18 protein-coding genes are annotated in these 16,045 nt (G+C 72.1%); 10 read left to right on the top strand and 8 right to left on the bottom strand.

Going from position 1 to position 16,045, the window contains the following annotated elements; all coding sequences use genetic code 11:
• Nucleotides 1-23 precede the first annotated feature (23 nt).
• On the bottom strand, nucleotides 24-1,145 hold the full coding sequence (locus AB0H64_RS25080) for a catalase family protein (RefSeq protein ID WP_357628767.1): 1,122 nt from the start codon (nucleotides 1,143-1,145) through the stop codon (nucleotides 24-26).
• 419 nt (nucleotides 1,146-1,564) lie between these two features.
• Here AB0H64_RS25080 and AB0H64_RS25085 point away from each other — a divergent pair, with 419 nt between their 5' ends.
• From AB0H64_RS25085 to AB0H64_RS25095, 3 genes are all read left to right on the top strand, one after another.
• On the top strand, nucleotides 1,565-3,046 hold the full coding sequence (locus AB0H64_RS25085; RefSeq protein ID WP_357628770.1) for an MFS transporter: 1,482 nt from the start codon (nucleotides 1,565-1,567) through the stop codon (nucleotides 3,044-3,046).
• A gap of 154 nt (nucleotides 3,047-3,200) precedes the next feature.
• The gene (locus AB0H64_RS25090; RefSeq protein WP_357628773.1) at nucleotides 3,201-3,605 is read left to right on the top strand and encodes a DUF5994 family protein; all 405 of its coding nucleotides are present in this window, start codon (nucleotides 3,201-3,203) and stop codon (nucleotides 3,603-3,605) included.
• 71 nt (nucleotides 3,606-3,676) lie between these two features.
• Entirely contained in the window at nucleotides 3,677-3,997 is a 321-nt protein-coding gene (locus AB0H64_RS25095) for an STAS domain-containing protein (RefSeq protein WP_357628775.1), read from the top strand.
• 73 nt (nucleotides 3,998-4,070) lie between these two features.
• Here the strand turns inward: AB0H64_RS25095 and AB0H64_RS25100 are convergent, their stop codons facing one another.
• Entirely contained in the window at nucleotides 4,071-4,277 is a 207-nt protein-coding gene (locus AB0H64_RS25100) for a cold-shock protein (RefSeq protein ID WP_310711358.1), read from the bottom strand.
• A gap of 447 nt (nucleotides 4,278-4,724) precedes the next feature.
• On the opposite strand from AB0H64_RS25100, the gene nhaA reads away from it, so the two are divergent.
• Nucleotides 4,725-5,966 carry a Na+/H+ antiporter NhaA gene (nhaA, locus tag AB0H64_RS25105; RefSeq protein ID WP_357629034.1) on the top strand — a complete coding sequence of 414 codons (1,242 nt, stop codon included), beginning with the start codon at nucleotides 4,725-4,727 and terminating at the stop codon, nucleotides 5,964-5,966.
• An 80-nt stretch (nucleotides 5,967-6,046) separates the two neighbouring features.
• On the opposite strand, the gene AB0H64_RS25110 is transcribed toward nhaA, so the two are convergent.
• Nucleotides 6,047-6,433, bottom strand: a complete 387-nt coding sequence (locus AB0H64_RS25110; protein ID WP_357628779.1) for a hypothetical protein — start codon at nucleotides 6,431-6,433, stop codon at nucleotides 6,047-6,049.
• Between the two features lie 322 nt (nucleotides 6,434-6,755).
• Here AB0H64_RS25110 and AB0H64_RS25115 point away from each other — a divergent pair, with 322 nt between their 5' ends.
• Entirely contained in the window at nucleotides 6,756-7,892 is a 1,137-nt protein-coding gene (locus AB0H64_RS25115; RefSeq protein ID WP_357628781.1) for a low temperature requirement protein A, read from the top strand.
• Between the two features lie 44 nt (nucleotides 7,893-7,936).
• Here AB0H64_RS25115 and AB0H64_RS25120 read toward each other — a convergent pair whose 3' ends face one another.
• A complete protein-coding gene (locus AB0H64_RS25120) occupies nucleotides 7,937-8,320 on the bottom strand; it encodes a hypothetical protein (protein WP_357628784.1) in 384 nt (127 codons plus the stop codon).
• Nucleotides 8,321-8,369: 49 nt separating this feature from the next.
• Between AB0H64_RS25120 and AB0H64_RS25125 the strand changes: the two genes are divergently transcribed.
• Nucleotides 8,370-8,783: a MarR family winged helix-turn-helix transcriptional regulator gene (locus tag AB0H64_RS25125; protein ID WP_357628787.1), complete on the top strand. Its 414-nt coding sequence runs from the start codon at nucleotides 8,370-8,372 to the stop codon at nucleotides 8,781-8,783.
• A 54-nt stretch (nucleotides 8,784-8,837) separates the two neighbouring features.
• Here AB0H64_RS25125 and AB0H64_RS25130 read toward each other — a convergent pair whose 3' ends face one another.
• Both AB0H64_RS25130 and AB0H64_RS25135 read right to left on the bottom strand, forming a co-directional pair.
• The gene (locus AB0H64_RS25130; RefSeq protein WP_357628790.1) at nucleotides 8,838-9,512 is read right to left on the bottom strand and encodes a class I SAM-dependent methyltransferase; all 675 of its coding nucleotides are present in this window, start codon (nucleotides 9,510-9,512) and stop codon (nucleotides 8,838-8,840) included.
• A 275-nt stretch (nucleotides 9,513-9,787) separates the two neighbouring features.
• Entirely contained in the window at nucleotides 9,788-10,510 is a 723-nt protein-coding gene (locus AB0H64_RS25135; RefSeq protein ID WP_357628793.1) for a TioE family transcriptional regulator, read from the bottom strand.
• 58 nt (nucleotides 10,511-10,568) lie between these two features.
• Here AB0H64_RS25135 and AB0H64_RS25140 point away from each other — a divergent pair, with 58 nt between their 5' ends.
• The 3 genes from AB0H64_RS25140 (at nucleotide 10,569) to AB0H64_RS25150 (ending at nucleotide 13,677) form a co-directional block, all read left to right on the top strand.
• Nucleotides 10,569-11,771, top strand: a complete 1,203-nt coding sequence (locus AB0H64_RS25140; protein ID WP_357628796.1) for an erythromycin esterase family protein — start codon at nucleotides 10,569-10,571, stop codon at nucleotides 11,769-11,771.
• A 313-nt stretch (nucleotides 11,772-12,084) separates the two neighbouring features.
• Nucleotides 12,085-12,918 carry an alpha/beta hydrolase gene (locus AB0H64_RS25145; protein WP_357628798.1) on the top strand — a complete coding sequence of 278 codons (834 nt, stop codon included), beginning with the start codon at nucleotides 12,085-12,087 and terminating at the stop codon, nucleotides 12,916-12,918.
• A gap of 66 nt (nucleotides 12,919-12,984) precedes the next feature.
• A complete protein-coding gene (locus tag AB0H64_RS25150; protein WP_357628801.1) occupies nucleotides 12,985-13,677 on the top strand; it encodes an AraC family transcriptional regulator in 693 nt (230 codons plus the stop codon).
• Here the strand turns inward: AB0H64_RS25150 and AB0H64_RS25155 are convergent.
• Together AB0H64_RS25155 and AB0H64_RS25160 are read right to left on the bottom strand one after the other, a co-directional pair.
• Nucleotides 13,656-14,309, bottom strand: a complete 654-nt coding sequence (locus tag AB0H64_RS25155) for a class I SAM-dependent methyltransferase (protein ID WP_357628803.1) — start codon at nucleotides 14,307-14,309, stop codon at nucleotides 13,656-13,658. The two genes, AB0H64_RS25150 and AB0H64_RS25155, sit on opposite strands and share 22 nt — an antisense overlap.
• Before the next feature lie 80 nt (nucleotides 14,310-14,389).
• Nucleotides 14,390-14,968 carry a TetR/AcrR family transcriptional regulator gene (locus AB0H64_RS25160; RefSeq protein ID WP_357628806.1) on the bottom strand — a complete coding sequence of 193 codons (579 nt, stop codon included), beginning with the start codon at nucleotides 14,966-14,968 and terminating at the stop codon, nucleotides 14,390-14,392.
• Between the two features lie 76 nt (nucleotides 14,969-15,044).
• On the opposite strand from AB0H64_RS25160, the gene AB0H64_RS25165 reads away from it, so the two are divergent.
• On the top strand, nucleotides 15,045-16,040 hold the full coding sequence (locus tag AB0H64_RS25165) for an alpha/beta hydrolase (protein WP_357628809.1): 996 nt from the start codon (nucleotides 15,045-15,047) through the stop codon (nucleotides 16,038-16,040).
• The last annotated feature ends 5 nt before the right edge of the window (nucleotides 16,041-16,045 follow it).

Below are 16,045 nucleotides of genomic sequence, written 5' to 3' on the forward strand. Positions count from 1 at the left end.
GCACGTCGGGGGACCACCGCCTCCTACGGCGTCACCTCGTCGGGGCTGCGCGGCTCGCGCCGCTCCTGCTGGTTGATCCGGTGACGCTGGAGGGACGAGCGGCGGTAGACCTCTTTGCGGGCGCGCTGGATCTCGCCGAGCGGCGCGTGCTCGGCCGTCACCCGCCACGGGGTGAAGGACAGGGCGTCCATCTTCCTGAGACTCTCCTCATCGGAGATGTCCTGCCGCGGCAGGCTCAGCCTGGCGACCGTGACGAACGGCGACAGTCGCTCGGGCCACTCGACGGTGACGTCCTCCACGGGCATCCGGTCCAGATCGGCGCACAGCTGGACCTGGAGGTCGAACGCGTACGGACGGTCTCGCATCTCGGCCGCCAGGGCCGGGCGGAACACCTCTTCGGCCGAGGCCACGTCGATGGCGCGATGGACCACCGCCGCCGCGCACGCGGGGTCGGGGGCCAGCCGCACCTTGGCGATGTAGTCACCGTGCCGGACCGCGCCCATCGTCCAGTAGGTCGACAGCAGAACGTTCACCAAGGGGCGCGCCGCCACCTTCAGGAAGGCCAGGAACTCCTCCCACGCCCACTCGTCCTCGGCCAGGGTTCCCTTGCCGGTCACGAACTCGCGGTAGAAGCGGTGCCGGCCGGGCGCTCCCTGGGCGAAGTACTTCGGCGCGTCCAGGAACAGCTCCTGGATGAACAGGTAGTGCTCCAAGGTGTTGCAGAAGAAGACCGGCGCGTTGATCAGGTTGTAGTCGAAGGTGCCGGTGTCGGGCTCGTCCTCCAGCAGGGTGGGGCCCTGGACGCCGAACATCTTCAGCGCCAGCCCGGTCGCCCGGCCGAGGCTCGCGTCGGCGCCGGCGTGCGGAGAGCCGTTGGAGAAGCGCACCAGCGCGTCATGCCGTCCCGGCGTGGCGTAGATGCCCTGCGCGTACTCGGCGGGAAGGCCGTCGAGGATCTCGACCTCTCCCCTGACGATCCCGTACCCCTTGGCGTGCGCGTCACGGACAGCCAGGCCGGTGCCCTCGGCCTCGACCGACTCGGTGATGAACCGCTCCGTCTTGCCGATCACCGTCCGCAGCATCTCGTCGAAACCCGGAACGGCGGCCTCGACGTCCGGCGTGTAAGGGACGAATCGTGACGGCATGAGCTCGACCATCTCCCTTGTCCCCCACCCGCTGCGGGCGACACCGTGAGTTCAGCCCGGGGCGATGGGAGCACGGAGCTCCTGGCCGACAACCAGGGTAAGCACGCAGGTCTGTGGAGTGCCGTGGCGAGGCAGCCATTTGGCGGACAGATTGTCGGTGGATCGCCGAAAAATCGCTCATTCATGCCCCCCGTAGCGCTATGCCACTTTTGCCGCGCTGCCGGACCGGGCGGGGCGGCTCGTGACGGGTGCAACCCGGCGATCTTCCGGGCGGGGCGGCGTGAGGATTCCGTAACGCCGTCCGTAGCAGGTCGGCAGGGGTTCATAACCGGTCGCCACCAGGGTGAGGTCAACCGACCGGGCGGGCGCGGTGTTCTCCCACCGCACCGTCCGTCCCCTCCTCCCCTGGAGCCACCCTCATGGCCGCCGCCCCGAACCGCTGGTGGGCACTGCCCGTCGTGCTGGTCGCCGTCTTCATGACGACGCTGGACTTCTTCATCGCCAACGTGGCCGTCCCCTCGATCAGGACCGGGCTGCACGCCGGCGGCTCCGAGGCGCAGCTCGTGATCGCCGCCTACGGGCTGGCGTACGCCGCGGGGCTGGTCGTCTCCGGCAGGCTCGGCGACCTGTACGGGCCGCGCCGGGTCTTCTCGGCGGGCCTGGCGCTGTTCACGCTCGCCTCGGCCGCGTGCGGGATCGCGCCGGCCGCCTGGGTCCTGGTGCAGGCCAGGGCCGTGCAGGGGGTCGCCGCGGCGCTGCTCGCGCCGCAGGTGCTGGCCCTGCTCGGCGACCTGTACCAGGAGGCGGACCGGGCCAGGGCCTTCGCCTGGTACGGCACGGCGGTGGGACTGGCGGGCGTCAGCGGGCAGGTGATCGGCGGGCTGCTGATCGCGGCGGACCCCTGGGGACTGGGCTGGCGGGCCTGCTTCCTGGTCAACGTGCCCCTGGGCCTGGCCGCGCTCATGGCGGCTCGGCGTGTCCTCCCCTCTCCGCCATCTGTCCGACCGGACGACGGGCCGATGGCAGGTGGCGGCCGGGGGCTGGACCTGGCCGGGGCGGGGCTGGTCGCCGCCGGGCTGGTGGCGGTCGTACTGCCGCTGGCTCAGGGGCGCAAGCACGGCTGGCCGGCGTGGACGTGGCTGTGCCTGGCGGCCTCGGCTCCCCTGCTCTGGGCGTTCACGCACCGGCAGCGCCGTCTGGCCGCCGCCGGGCGGCAGCCGCTGCTGGACCTCGGCGTCTTCCGGGAGAAGGGGTTCGCGGGCGGGCTGGTGGCGGTGGCGCTGCTGTTCGGCGGCTCGGCGGGGCTGTCGTTCGTGCTGGCGCTGTACCTCCAGGAAGGGCTCGGGCTCGGGCCCGCGGCGGCCGGGGCGGTGTGCACGGCGCTCAACGGCGGGTTCCTGGCCGCCTCCGCGTGCGGAGCGACGCCGGCCGGGCGCCTGGGGGCGCGGCTGCCCGTGGCGGGAGCCGCCATGCTGCTGCTCGGGCTGCTCCTGCTCGACCGCGCCGTCGCCGGACACGCCGGCGCCGCTTCCGGGGGTGGGGCTGTGGCGTGGCAGGTCGCCGGAGCGCTGCTCGTGACGGGCGCCGGGATGGGGCTGCTCATGCCGCCGCTGCTCTCCACGGCGCTGGCCCGGGTGCGGCCGGCGCTGGCCGGCGCGGCGGCGGGCGTGCTGGGCACCGTACAGGAGACAGGGGGCGTGCTCGGCGGCACGCTCACCGGGACGGTCCTGCTGGGCGCGCTGGAGTCGGGCTGGGAGCCCGCCGCGCGGGCGGGGCTGGCCGTGCCCATCGCGTGCGCCCTCGGCGTGCTCGCCATGACCGCGCTGACCCTCCGGCACACCCCGGCGGCTCGCTCGATCATCAGCGGCGGGACCGGGTCAAGAACCAGCACGACGCCTTGACCTGCACCGACCTCATGATCACGTGGCGCGGCGAACGAACCGGAGTAGACTTGGGCTACCGAGGACTTTTGTGTGCGTTGGCAGCAGGTCGGCGTCGCCCACGGCGATAGAACACTTGGGTCCCTCCCCGGGGGGCCTGGACGGGCAGGCGATCATGCCGCCGGCGCTTCTCACTGCTCACGATCCGCTCAGCGCCGCCGCCGCCGTGGTGCCGCGCGTCGACTCGCGGACGAGGCTCGACCTCGATCCCGTTCTCGACCGGCACCGCCGCTCGCACGACGTCACCGACGGGACCTGGTGGCCGTACTCACGTGATGCCGCGGACGAGTTGCCGAGTCTGATCGCGGCCGTGGACCAGCGGCGCGGGCGCACCACGCTGCGCGTCGGCGTGCACGCGGAGGCGTGGGAGCACATTCCGCGCCGCCTGCCGGCGCGGGGGCGCCGGATCGAGGTCAGGCTCTTCCACCACGCCGCCCAGGACCTGATCGTGCTGTGCTTCGCCGGCGGGGAGCATCTCGCCCTGCGGATCGTCCCGCCCGACGCCGCCCGCGGTCGCTAGCCGCCGGCCCGTGGCCCAGGTGGCCGCCGGGCGTCCCACACTTCTTCTCCGCGCTGCGACAGGAGAGTTCCATGCGCATCTTCTCGCCGGCTCGTCCCGGCAGAGCCGGTCCGGTGACCACCGTCGTGCACCTGACCGGCGAGATCGACATCTTCACCGGCGAAGCCCTTCGGCGGCGGCTGCTGCGCGCCCTGCCCTACGAGGGCGGCCGGCTCGTCGTGGATGTGTCCTCGGTGTCGTTCTGCGACGCCTCCGGCCTGGCCGTCCTGGTCGACATGCAGCGCCGGGCCCGGCAGCGGGGGGTCACGCTCGCGCTGAGGGCCCCGCGCCCGCAGCTGTCGAGGCTGCTGCGCATCACCGGCTTGGAGCGCGCGTTCACGATCGTCCCATGACACCCCTGGAAACAGGACGAGCCGGGGCCCGCACCGGTGAAGGTGCGAGCCCCGGCTCGGGGTGTGCCCTGGGTCAGGCGGGAACGATGTTCTCGGCCTGCGGGCCCTTCTGTCCCTGGGTGATGTCGAAGGCCACGCGCTGGCCCTCACGCAGCTCGCGGTAGCCGCCCTGGGAAACGATGTTGGAGTAGTGGGCGAAGACGTCGGCGCCGCCGCCGTCCTGCTCGATGAAGCCGAAGCCCTTTTCCGCGTTGAACCACTTCACGGTTCCGTTAGCCATGTCGATCTCCTTCTGGTTGGCAGGGCCGGTGCCCGCCGTGTGCGGACGCCGCGTCGCCGTAATGAGCCCATCCGGAGATGACCGGCAAACAAAAATGCGCCTGAGGGTTACATACCGTCAGGCGCACACAAAGTTCGTATGGGTACCTCAACTGCAACTGGCTTCAGCCTAGCACATCCCCGACCCGCTCCTTCGTCGCCGAGCGGGTCTCCGGCGGGGTGCGGCTCACGCCGACCGAGTGGCGCATGGTGGAGCTGCCGCGACCCGGCCGTCCACCTGCTGACCGAGCCGGGCATGGGCTACCGGTTCATGCCCCGACCCGTATGTTTGATGGGTCTTTGGGTATGGTTGCCGCTGGTGTGCCGGGAAGTCTGGTCGGCTTGTTCTACAGCCGACCCTGCCCGGGAGTTCTCCTTGACCCGCACGCCGCCGCCGTCCCCCCGTGTCCTGCGCCTGTTCGGCCGCGGCTCGCGGGCCGAGTCCCGGCGCATCGCCGACGTCCTGCGCACCGAGACCATCGGCGGCGCGCTCCTGCTCGCCGGCGCCCTGCTCGGCCTGGTGTGGGCCAACTCACCGTGGGGTGGAGCGTACGAGGCGCTGCGGTCGTTCAAGGTCGGGCCCGCCACCCTCCACCTGGACCTCAGCCTGGCCGCCTGGGCGGCCGGCGGCCTGCTGGCGATCTTCTTCTTCGTGGCCGGCCTGGAGCTCAAGCGCGAGTTCACGGCCGGTGACCTGCGCGACCCGCGGCGCGCGGCGGTCCCCGTCGCCGCCGCCATGGGCGGCGTGCTCGTCCCCGCCGTCGCGTACCTGGTCACGACCTCCGTCGCCGGCGCCGCCGACGCGGCGCAGGGGTGGGCGATCCCGACCGCCACCGACATCGCCTTCGCGCTGGCGGTGCTCGCGGTGGTCGGCCGGCACCTGCCGGCCGCGCTGCGGACGTTCCTGCTCACCCTGGCCGTGGTGGACGACCTGCTCGCCATCGTGATCATCGCGGTCTTCTACACCGAACGGCTCGCGCCGCTCCCGCTGCTCGGCGCCGCCGTGCCGCTGGCCGTCTTCGCCCTCCTCGTACGGCGGGACGTGCGCGCCTGGTGGCTGCTGCTGCCACTGGCGGCGCTCACCTGGGGCCTGGTGCACGCCTCCGGCGTCCACGCCACGGTGGCCGGAGTGCTGCTCGCCTTCACCGTTCCCGCCTCCGCCCGCCAGCCCCGGGGAGCGGTGCCGGCGGAGCATTTCGAGCACCGGTTCCGGCCGTTGTCGGCGGGGGTGGCGGTCCCGGTGTTCGCGTTCCTGTCGGCGGGGGTGGCGATCGGCGGGGCGGACGGGCTGGTCCGGACGATGAGCGACCCCGTCGCCCTCGGCGTCGCCGCCGGGCTGGTCGTCGGCAAGCCGCTGGGCGTCATGGCCGCCACCTGGCTGGTGTCCCGGTTCACGCACGCCGAGCTGGACGAGAGCCTGTCCTGGGTGGACGTGCTGGGGCTGGCGCTGCTGGCCGGCATCGGGTTCACCGTGTCGCTGCTCATCGGGGAGTTGGCCTTCGGCGTCGGCAGCGAGGACGACGCCCACGTCAAGATCGCCGTGCTCGCCGGCTCGCTGACGGCGGCGCTCCTGGCGGCGGTGGTGCTGCGCCTGCGCGACAACGTCTACCGCCGCATCGAGCGGGAGCAGGCGCCTTCCGGCCCGTCCTAGACCTGTCCTGGGCGCGGGTGCCGGGCTCAAGCTGCTCGCGAGCTGGGCCGCCACCACCCACCACCCCGACCAGCAGGGGTTCAGGTCGCGGCCCTGACGTCCCCCGCGGGGTCGTTCGTGGTGCCGGCCGGGGCGCGGTCGAGGCGGCCGGTCCAGACGCGGCTGAGCTGGAGCATGCTGCCGCCGAACATCAGCACGCCGATCGGCACGTGCAGGACCTTGACGTGCGCCATGCCGAGCGCCGCCTGCACGAGCGTGAGCACCAGCATTCCCACCGCCGGCATGATGACGGCGAGCCGGCGCGTCATGACGGCCGCCACCAGGTGCAGCAGCACCGTGACGACGACCGCGACCGCGGACGCGCCGTGCAGCTCGCGCCCGCCGGGTGAGGACAGCAGCAGGCCGGCCGTGACCGCCTGGACGATGAGCGCGAGGGTCTGCAGCAGCATCGCGACACGTAAGAACACGGGGTCTCCTCCGGGGAGTGCGGGAGTGTGGGCGGCGTGCCGCCCGTGACGACCGCCATCGTCCCGCCCGGCCGGTCGCCGCGCGTCCGGCCAGGGGAGGCTTCCGCGCCTACCCCGAGGGGGGCAGCGGGACCGGCCCGGTTACGCCACCGGGAGTAGCCGGCCGTACATCGGCACGTCGACCCGGGACGGCGACGCGTGGACGATCTCCCGACCCCTACGATGAGCTGTCATTGGCGACATAACGGATTCGCCTGCGCGAATGTGGAGGAAACCAGTGCCAGCGCCGATCCTTCGCCCCCGCGGCGAGGCAGCCCGGGTCATGCCGGTCGAGCTGTTCTTCGACCTTGTGTACGTGTTCGCCATCACCCAGCTCTCCCACCTCCTCCTCAACCACCTCGACGCGGCCGGGGCGGCGCAGACGCTGCTGCTGACGCTGGCCGTGTGGTGGGCCTGGATGTACACCACCTGGACCACGAACTACTGCGACCCCGACCACCCGATCCTGCGGCTGACACTGACCGGGGCCATGCTCGCCGGGCTGGTCATGGCGGCGGCGCTGCCGCAGGCGTTCGGCCCGCGGGCATGGTGGTTCGCCGGCGCCTACGTGGCGCTCCAGGTGGGCCGGACGATCGTGGTGACGGTGGCGGCACGCGCGTTCCCGATCGGGCGGACGTTCCGGCTGGTCCTGGCCTACCACGCGGTCAGCGCGGTGCTCTGGATCGCGGGCGCCGCGCTCGGCGGGACGGCCCAGGCGGTTCTGTGGACGGCCGCCCTGCTCGTGGAGTACGCGGCGCCGTGGCTCGGCTATCGCATGCCGATCCTCGGCGGCGTGACGACTGCCGACTGGACGATCGACGGCGCCCACATGGCCGAGCGCTGCCAGCTCTTCGTCATCATCGCGCTGGGCGAGTCGGTGCTGGTGACCGGGGTGACGCTGGCCGAGCATCCGCACCTGAGCACCGCCACGGTCGCCGCGTTCACCGTCGCGTTCCTCGGCAGCGTGGCGACGTGGTGGGTGTACTTCCACCAGACCGCCGAGGCGGCGGCCGAGGCCATCGCCCAGTCCGGCGACACCGGGCGGCTCGGCAGGTCCGCGTACACCTACATCCACATCCCCATGGTCGCCGGGATCATCGTGGCGGCCGTGGGCGACGAGCTGGTGATCGCGCACCCGCTCGACGGGGTCTCCGCCGGCACGGCCCTCACGGTGCTGGGCGGTCCGGCGCTGTTCCTGGCGGGGCACGCGCTGTTCCAGAAGGCCGTGTTCGGGCGGGTGCCGGCCAACCGCGGCGCCGGGATCGGCGTGCTGGCGGCGGCCGGGCTGCTCGTGGCGCTCGCGCCCGGTCTCGTGCCGCCGCTGGTGCTGACGGTCGTCGCCGCGCTGGTCCTCGCCGCGGTCGCCGCGACCGACATGGTCCGCGGCCGGTCCCGCGACACGGCGGGCCTCGCCTCCTGAACCCCGCGCCCCGCTACCGGCCGGGCGCCTGACTCTCCCGGCGGTCAGACCGGTTCGCCGGCGACTCCCGAGCGCCCCGCGGGGACGCCCACGAGGAGCACGGTCGCGCGTGGCCGCACGCCCTCACCGAAGACTTCCGTGAGGGCGTCGGTGATGGCGGCGATCAGCCGGGCGGGGACGTCACCGAGCCCGGGAACGGTGAACGCCCCCTCGCGGAGGTTCAGCGTCACGACCGGCGCCGTCTCCTCCGCCGGCTCGCCGCCGATCCCCCAGCGGCGCTGCGGGATGCCGAACAGGTCCACGACGGCGAGCGACCGCAGCCGCTCGCCGAACACGGCACCGACCACGTCGGTCAGCGCCCGGATGAGCCTGGGCTCCACGTCACCGTCGAGCGCCTCCTCGCGGATCTGCACGTGGAAGTGCGGCATGGTATGTCTCCGTTCATCGAGTACGACATACCGGGCGATGTTGCTGTTCATGCCGCGCATGGTGGGGCGCGCCAAGCGGATCCAGGTCCCCGAGGAGCTGCGGTCCCTCGCGCTGGCGCCGCGGCACCTCTCGCTGCTGTCGTACCTGCTGTTCGACGGGCCCATGACCGTGAACGACCTGGCCGCGCGCCTGGAGGTCGCTCCTACGACGTTCAGCCTCATGGTGGGCGAGCTGAGCCGCAAGGGCGTCCTGGAGCGACGGGAGGACGAGGCCGACCGGCGCCGCGGCATCGTCAGCATCACCGACGCCCAGCGGCCCGCCATCGCCGGCTGGCTGGCACCGGGAGCGGCGGCCTGGCGGCGCGCCCTCGAACCCCTGACGCCCCCCGAGCGACGCCTGTTCATCGACACCCTGCGCGCGTACGAGGCGGCGATCGCCGACGACGACGGCCGCGATCCGTAACCGCGCAGGTCGGGGCGGATCACGGTGTGGCCGGCCGGGGCCGGAGGCGGCGTCCTAAGCCTCGGCCCGGCTTCGGCGAAACGCCTTCACCGCCAGCACGGTCGGGATGGGGTGTTCGCGCGGTTCGTACACCCGATCGATGCTCAGCTCGGCGTCGATGAACGCGTTGATCAAGTCGGGCAGCGGCACGTGGCTCATCCCCACGCGCTCCCGGATTCCGCCTGCACGCCACCACGGCGACCGCTCGTGCCAGCCCTTGATCCGGTAGGTGGGATGGATGACCACCGCTCCGTCCTCACGAACCTCGATGTGCGGGCCGTTGAAACAGGGATGCACACCGTAGAACAACAGCAATCCACCCGGAAGCAGCACGCGCGCCGCCTCCTTCAGCAGCCCGGCGAAGTCGCCAATATCGGTGGAGACCCACAGCGCGGTCACCGTGCCGAAGGTGTCCGCGGCGAACGGGAGCGCCAACGCGTCGCTCCGGAGGAGCGGAGCGCGGTCCCTCTGGCGGGCCCGACGAAGCTGATCGGCTGAACGGTCGAGACCGACGACGGTTCGGCCGGTCGATCGGATGGTGTCGAGGTACAGGCCGGTGCCACAGTCGATGTCCAGGCATAAGCCTTCTCCTGGACCGAGAAGATCGGCTATCCAGTCGACGTTGGCGGCCGCACCGGACTCGACGTAGCTGTCGTACCACTCGGCATGGCCTTCATAGCGCGCGGTCATGATTCATTCAAACAGACGACCCAGTCCATGATCGGTAAGGAAAGGCCGGAACCGCCGTCGGCTCACGCGACCCGGTCCGGTGGCACTGTTGCCTGTGTGCGGTTCTGGCGTAGCGGGCGCACGCGATCGTCGCTGATGCTGGAGGCCGGATCGCTCCATTCGGTGAACTTCTCGGCGATTCAGGCCAGCCGGCCGACGGGTGAGTCGGTCAGCGCGTACGCGAGAGTCTGCGGGCGCGTGGACTGCAGCACGTGGTAGCCGGGAGGTTGAGGAGGTCACCTCACCGAGGCCGGTCGGCAGTCGAGGTAGGCGTCCAGCGCGGCGGCGCCCGTGAGCATGGCGCGGCTCCTGGCCGAGAGGCGGGCGTGCCAGTCGCGCAGCGTCGACTCCAGCGGCGCGACGCCTCCGGCGGAGTGGACCTGGGCGATCAGCGGGGCGATCTGCTCCAGGAGGTAGCCGCCCCTTCTGAGCTGGTGGGCCAGCCGGGCGTCGCGTACGTCGGCCGCGCTGTAGACCCGGTAGCCCGTCTGCGGGTCGCGGCGCGGGTGGACCAGGCCGGCGCGTTCCCATTTGCGCAGGGTGGCCGGGCGGATGCCGAGCCTTCTCGCCAGCGGGCCGACGAAGGTGTCGCCGCGTTCCGTGGGCACGGGCGCGAGGTCGCGGAGCGCGGCTTCGACGGCCTGAAGGGTGCGGCGGTCGTCGAGAAGCTGGGCGTGGCTCTCGTCGATGAGCCGCAGCGCGTCCTCCGTGTCATCCCGGTTGACCGCCTGCATGATCGACGTGGCCGTACGGTGGCCGTGTCCGGGCACGAGGGCGAGGAACGCGCGCAGGGCCTGCGCGTGCAGCGGCGTGTAGGTGCGGTAGCCGTGGGGGGTGCGTTCGGCGGCCGGAAGGATGCCGGCTTCCTCGTAGTTCCTGATCGCCTGCGTGGACAGACCGTGCCCGCGCGCCAGGTCAACCGGCCTGAGCCGCTCGCCGCTTTGAAGGTTACGTCCCATGAGCCTGCCGATGCCGCGAGAAAGTATCAACGTTGGGGTCAACGATACCGTTTATGGCATGGTCACTGGAATCGAGGACGCCGTCCATGCCGTGGAGGCCGCCGCCGTCATGAGGCTGCTCCCGGCCCGGCCGCGACTGCTCGCCCTGGGCGAGCCCACCCACGGCGAGGACATTCTGCTCGACCTGCGCAACGAGCTCTTCCGGCAGCTCGTCGAGCAGGAGGGCCACCGGTCGATCGCGGTCGAGAGCGACTGCATGATGGGCCTGGTCGTGGACGACTACGTCACCTCGGGCACGGGCACCCTCGACGAGGTCATGGAGCGCGGGTTCAGCCATGGGTGGGGCGCGTCCGCGGCCAACCGCGAGCTCGTACGCTGGATGCGCGCGTACAACGACGGCCGGCCCGCGTCCGAGCTGCTGCGCTTCGCCGGCTTCGACGGCCCGCTTGAGCTGACCGGCGTCGCGAGCCCCCGGCAGGCCCTCACCGCGCTCCACGGCTACCTCGCGGCCTGGGGGGACGCGGACCTGCTGCCCTGCGCCGCGGAAACGCTCGATCGCCTGCTCGGCGCCGACGATCGGTGGACCGATCCGGCCGCACTGATGGACCCGTCCCGGTCCGTGGGGCGGTCGGCCGAGGCCCGGGAGCTGCGGCTGCTCGCCGACGATCTGGTGGCGCTGCTCGACGTACAGACGCCGCACCTGATCGCGGCGTCCTCGCGGGACGCCTGGGACCGGGCACGCCTGTACGGGCGCACCGCCACCGGCCTGCTGCGTTACCACTTCTGGATGTCCGACACGTCACCGAGCCGCGTGGCGCGGCTGTGCGCGCTGCGGGATTCGATGATGGCCGCCAACCTCCTCGCCGTCGCCGAGCGGGGCCCGGCGCTGGTCCACGCCCACAACCGCCATCTCCAGCGGGACAAGAGCACGATGCGACTCGGCGACCTGCCGCTGGAGTGGTGGAGCGCCGGCGCGCTCGTCCGCGCTCACCTGGGCGAGGAGTACGCGTTCGTGGCCACGGCGCTCGGCACGATCCCGCACCGGGGAGTGGGCGCCCCGTCCCCGGACACCGTCGAGGGGCTCCTGTACGCGCTCCCGGAGGACCGTTGCCTCGTCGACCCCCGCCGGCTGGCCGCCGCCCTCACCGACGCGCGGCCCGCCCCTCGCGAATCCCCCTGGTTCGGCTACTTTCCGCTGGACCCCGCCCACCTGGTCGACACCGACGGGATCATCTTCGTCAGGGACCTCCCGCAGGGCTAGGCTCCCGCCGCTCCTTCGTGGCGGCCTCGCACCGGGAGCGCGCGGAGATCTCATCGTGCTCGTCATCCCCTGGGATCGCCACGTCCGATCAGCAGGCTGGTCCCGCTCGGTCGAGTGGTCGAGCAGGACCTGGCTCCGCGTGGTGCTCGACGTGGCCGGCAACCAGATGCGTGACGACCACCTGCGCCGTGCCGGAGACCGGCGGTGTGATGGTCTCCGACAGGATCACGCTTGAGTTCGACCTGTCCGCCGTCAAGGCCGCGGGGAACATTCATCCAATCCACCGGCCCGCACCCACCGCGACAGTGAACTCATGACATCTCATGAGGCGCAGCCCGTCGCGGGCTCGGCCCTGCCCCTGGACGACGACGACATTCACGTGTGCCAGGACGGCCCCCGCGACGCCCCCGCACTCCTGCTCATCCACGGATCCGCGTCCTCGGCCCGCTCATGGGACTCGATCGTCCCGATGCTGACCGGATCCCATCGCGTCGTCCGGGTCGACCTGCTCGGACACGGCCGGTCGCCCAAGCCGGCCGGCCGTCGCTACGCGCTGCCCGACCAGGCACGCCGGGTCGCCGTGGCCTTGGACCGGCTGGGCGTCGAGCACGCCGTGGTCGTCGGCCACTCCAGCGGCGGCGCGGTCGCCACCGCCCTCGCCGAACAGCGCCCCGACCTGGTGACCGCGCTCGCGCTCATCAACACCGGCCCCAGCCTGGACGCCTTCATCGCTCCGCAGTCCGCCGCGATCAGCCCCTCGCAGTGGCCGCCGACCGACGAGCAGCTCCGCCAGTTCGCGAGCACCGGTTTCAGCCGCGCCGGTTACCGGCTCCCACAAGAGCTCCTGGACGAGGTGCGCTGCATGACCTTCCACACGCTCACCGCCACCATGCAGGCCACCCGCGAGTACCTGGAGCAGCAGTCGCTCCCGGATCGGCTGAAGGCCCTCGGCAAGCCGCTACTGGTGATCTTCGGTCAGGACGACCGCAGATGGCGATCCTCGTCGGCCGCCGACTACGGCGTCGTTTCGGGGGTGAAAGTCGAGATGTTGCCCGGTCTCGGGCACTCGCCCATCCTGGAGGACCCGCCGCGCACCGCCACTGTCCTGCTGGCCTTCACCGCGATCCACGCCGGGCAGGCGCGTTGAACGGAGGTGCTCGCAGCCTGATACTGCGTATCGCACCACCACGGGTGCCCTCACCTGGATGGGACGATGCCGCGTTTCGATGTCGGTCATGGCTATGCCCTCTACCAGGGGCCGTCGTGGGACACCGCCTTCCATCGTCACGCCGCCTTCCAGATCGCCGTCGCGATCGAGGGCGACGTGGGCATGGTGGACTCCTCCGAGACCTGCCACCGCGCCGTGGCGCTCGTCGTGCCGCCCATGGTGCGGCATCGGATGCTGGCGACGACGGACCTGCGTGTCTTCTTCGTCGAACCGCAGTGCGCGTACGCCGACCGGTTGCGCGAGCGCTACGGTCCCGGGATCGGCGCGGCCCCCGAACTGCGCCGGCTCAGTGACGACGACGTTCGCCGCGCCGGCGCGCGACCGTCCGGTGAGCTCGATCCCCGGCTGCTCGCGGCGATGGACGCACTGGTGGACGGCTCCGGCTCGATGCAGGACCTGGCCGTGCGGGTAGGTCTGTCATCGCAACGGCTGCGCGCTCTGGCGCACAGCCAGTTGGGCATGCCGCTGGCACGGTGGCGGGTCTGGGCCCGGCTGCGCCGGGCGGTGGAGGCGTTGCGGGCGGGGCGGACACTGGCAGAGGCAGCGGCCATGAGCGGTTTCGCCGACCAGGCCCATCTGACGCGCTGGACGCGCGAGATGATGGGCCTGACCCCGGCGGTCCTGCTGCCGGTGCTGCGCGGGCCGGTCGCGGCAGGTCAGCCGCGGAAGGCGACGTAGACCGAGATCGAGCCGGTGAGCGTTGACACCACCTCGGCCTCCCGCACACCGCCGAAACCGGCTTCGGCCATCAACGTCGGCACCACACCCTCGGCGTTCGGCTGAGTGTCCTCGACGCCGTCGGCGGCCTGCACCAGCCGGAACCCCAGACGCATCAGCCGGGTGCGCTGCAACCCGTAATCGGCGATGACCAGTTTCCCGCCCGGCCGCAGCACCGCGTGCATCGAAGCCAGTATGGCCTGCTTCGTCCCCAGCGGGCATTGGTGCAACACCAGGCTGGACACCGCCGTGTCCGCCACACCTGCGCCCACGATCTGCGGCAGCGCGTCGCCCATGCCGGCCTCCCACCGCACTGTCGCCCCGACGGCTGCGGCCTTGCGCCGGGCGATCTCCAGCGCGCCCCGATCCGGGTCCACCGCCACCACCCGCGCCCGCGGCTCGGTGCGGTTCAGCAACAGCGCCGTGGACCCGGTGCCGCATCCCACATCGACGATCACATCCTCCGGCCGTGGCGCGACGTGCATGACGGCCAGCGAACGCCACAGCCGCTCGCGGGTCAGGACGACGACGGGGTCGTAGAAACGCGTGGGCGCGAAGCGTCCCAGCGCGGGAGTGTAGGTCCGTTCGGTCATACGAGCACACTCGCGCCAGGGCGCCTGTGCGGTCTTGAACGAACCGCTCTTCCCACCTCGGTCCGCGGCGCCCCCGAACGTCAGGCCGGGCCGGCGCCGTCGGCGAAGTGCGGCAGGACCATCTCGACCAGTGCGGTGACGTCGGCGTCGGCCATCGGCTCGCCGGTCATGCCCATCCGGTGGAGCAACGTTCCGACGACGACGTCGATGAAGAACAGGACCCGGTGCTCCGGCTCGCCGAGCGCGTCCTGGAGCGCGAGCCGGTACGGGTCCTGCAACCGCGCGGACAGGATTGTGCGCAGGGCCGGATCGCTGACGGCGTCGCTGAACACGCCGGCGAACGCGTCCCCTACTCCCGGCTCGCTGATCTTCGCCGCGATCCAGTGAACGGCCGAGGACATGAGCTCGGCTCGATCGGCGCCCTCCAGCGGCAGCGGGCCGAACGCGTCAAGGAGGCAGTCCGTGATCAGCGCACCCTTGGACGGCCAGCGCCGGTAGATCGTCGTCTTCGCGACGCCGGCCGCGGCGGCGATGCGGTCGACGGTGGCACGCGCGTAGCCGAGCTCGTGGACCGTGCTCAACGTCGCGGCGAAGATCACGGCGTTGACGCCGGAGCGCGGGCGGCCGGGTGGCCTGGCGGATGCGGTCGCTCGGGTCATGGTCACACGATAACGCGTTACGCTACTCTCGGTATCGATACTTGAAGTAGCGAAACTAGACGGACGAGGAGGACATATGAGCAAGGTCACCGATGCGGAGCGACCGCCGCTGGGCATCCGGGTGCTGCATGCCCTGGGCAAGGAGCCGGACTGGTCGGCGATGACGACCGAGGATCTGGTCGCCTTCCGCGACGCCGAGAACCGCAAGCGGGCGTCCCGCCTGGTACGGGTGATCACCGGGTTCCCGGATCGCGGCGCCACGATCCGGTGGCAGGAGGTGGCGCTGCCCGGCCGCGCCCTCCGGGTCCGGGTGTACCGGCCCTCGCGCGGGCATGACGGCGGGGGCCCCGACCCGGCCGGTCTGCCGCTCGTGCTCCACGTGCACGGTGGCGGGTTCGTGGGCACGGCGGCGCAGAGCGACTGGGTGAACAGCCATCTCGCCGCGCGGCTGCCCGCGGTCGTCGTCTCGGTCGAGCACCGCCTCCTCGACTCCGAGACGCCGCTGTCGGCGGCCGTCGACGACGGCTGGGACGTGCTCCAGCACGTGGTGCGGCACCCCGCGCAGTGGGGGGCCGACCCGGCGCGGATCGCCGTGTTCGGCGAGAGCACCGGCTCGTTGATCAGCGCCCTGGCGGCGATCCGGGCCAGGGCGGCCGGCCTGCTCCTGCGGGCGCAGGTGCTGGCCAACCCCGCCGTCGACCTGACCCCGACGATGTTCGACCACGCCTCGATCCGCCGGCACGCCCAGAGCCCGACCCTCACCATGACGCAGATGCGGCTGTTCCACCGGTTCGCCGTACCCCCCGGAACCGACCCTCGTGCGCTGTCGCCGCTGCACGCCGACGACCTGAGCGGGCTGGCCCCGGCGCTCGTCGTGGTGCCGACCGTCGACCCGCTGGCCGACCACGGCCGCCGCTACGCCGAACGACTGCGAGCGGCCGGGACGCCCGCGCGGCTCACCGAACATCCCGGGGCGACGCACGCGTTCCTCAGCATGCCGGGCGTGGTGCCGCAGGCGAAGGCCGCGCGGGCGGAGATCCTCGAGTTCCTCCGAGGCGCCCTCGCCGGCTGAGCCCG

Source organism: Nonomuraea sp. NPDC050733 (assembly GCF_040654215.1).
Taxonomy (GTDB): domain Bacteria; phylum Actinomycetota; class Actinomycetes; order Streptosporangiales; family Streptosporangiaceae; genus Nonomuraea.

Excerpts from the sequence above, each read along its gene's own strand:
- AB0H64_RS25080 (WP_357628767.1), bottom strand. The coding sequence starts at position 1,145 with ATGCCGTCACGATTCGTCCCTTACACGCCGGACGTCGAGGCCGCCGTT.
- AB0H64_RS25085 (WP_357628770.1), top strand. The coding sequence starts at position 1,565 with ATGGCCGCCGCCCCGAACCGCTGGTGGGCACTGCCCGTCGTGCTGGTC.
- AB0H64_RS25090 (WP_357628773.1), top strand. The coding sequence starts at position 3,201 with ATGCCGCCGGCGCTTCTCACTGCTCACGATCCGCTCAGCGCCGCCGCC.
- AB0H64_RS25095 (WP_357628775.1), top strand. The coding sequence starts at position 3,677 with ATGCGCATCTTCTCGCCGGCTCGTCCCGGCAGAGCCGGTCCGGTGACC.
- AB0H64_RS25100 (WP_310711358.1), bottom strand. The coding sequence starts at position 4,277 with ATGGCTAACGGAACCGTGAAGTGGTTCAACGCGGAAAAGGGCTTCGGC.
- AB0H64_RS25115 (WP_357628781.1), top strand. The coding sequence starts at position 6,756 with ATGCCGGTCGAGCTGTTCTTCGACCTTGTGTACGTGTTCGCCATCACC.
- AB0H64_RS25120 (WP_357628784.1), bottom strand. The coding sequence starts at position 8,320 with ATGCCGCACTTCCACGTGCAGATCCGCGAGGAGGCGCTCGACGGTGAC.
- AB0H64_RS25125 (WP_357628787.1), top strand. The coding sequence starts at position 8,370 with ATGCCGCGCATGGTGGGGCGCGCCAAGCGGATCCAGGTCCCCGAGGAG.
- AB0H64_RS25130 (WP_357628790.1), bottom strand. The coding sequence starts at position 9,512 with ATGACCGCGCGCTATGAAGGCCATGCCGAGTGGTACGACAGCTACGTC.
- AB0H64_RS25135 (WP_357628793.1), bottom strand. The coding sequence starts at position 10,510 with ATGGGACGTAACCTTCAAAGCGGCGAGCGGCTCAGGCCGGTTGACCTG.
- AB0H64_RS25140 (WP_357628796.1), top strand. The coding sequence starts at position 10,569 with ATGGTCACTGGAATCGAGGACGCCGTCCATGCCGTGGAGGCCGCCGCC.
- AB0H64_RS25145 (WP_357628798.1), top strand. The coding sequence starts at position 12,085 with ATGACATCTCATGAGGCGCAGCCCGTCGCGGGCTCGGCCCTGCCCCTG.
- AB0H64_RS25150 (WP_357628801.1), top strand. The coding sequence starts at position 12,985 with ATGCCGCGTTTCGATGTCGGTCATGGCTATGCCCTCTACCAGGGGCCG.
- AB0H64_RS25155 (WP_357628803.1), bottom strand. The coding sequence starts at position 14,309 with ATGACCGAACGGACCTACACTCCCGCGCTGGGACGCTTCGCGCCCACG.
- AB0H64_RS25160 (WP_357628806.1), bottom strand. The coding sequence starts at position 14,968 with ATGACCCGAGCGACCGCATCCGCCAGGCCACCCGGCCGCCCGCGCTCC.
- AB0H64_RS25165 (WP_357628809.1), top strand. The coding sequence starts at position 15,045 with ATGAGCAAGGTCACCGATGCGGAGCGACCGCCGCTGGGCATCCGGGTG.